The 445-nt window shown below is 38.7% G+C and carries 1 protein-coding gene; it reads left to right on the forward strand.

The genetic code is table 11. The features are described 5' to 3' along the window. A partial coding sequence (locus tag BKH41_RS09945; protein WP_180762820.1) for a hypothetical protein occupies positions 1-445 on the forward strand: 445 nt, incomplete at both ends.

Here is a 445-nt window from a genome sequence, read left to right on the forward strand (position 1 = left end):
AATAACTTCTTTGGTGGAAAAGCCAATAGTGGTGGGATGCATATGGTCTTTGCAAAAGCAAGTGATGATAAGAAAGGTCTAGAAACAATCCTCAAAGAAAAGGATAGTAGTACAAATCTCTCATTGACTGATAGCAAGATTGCTGCTTTAAATAAACCCACCATCCCAACAGATGCAACATCAGAAGCCCTTACAAAAGATGCAACAAACACACAAGAAATTGTTCCAACCTATGGACAAAATGCTTGGGTTGCTTCTTCTTCGTATTCACTAGGAACACTTGCTAGTACAGATGCATTGAATCTAACCTTTATTGGAGATGCAGCATTGGGCACTTATAATAAAACCTTGAGTGCAAATGAAGTCACAAGCATTGTTTCTTCTAATGCAAGCTCAGTTTATAACTTCATCAATGCAGGCACCCTCTCCAATAAAGCAGACTCTG

The sequence above is a fragment of the Helicobacter sp. 12S02232-10 genome, assembly GCF_002272895.1.
Taxonomy (GTDB): Bacteria; Campylobacterota; Campylobacteria; order Campylobacterales; family Helicobacteraceae; genus Helicobacter_J.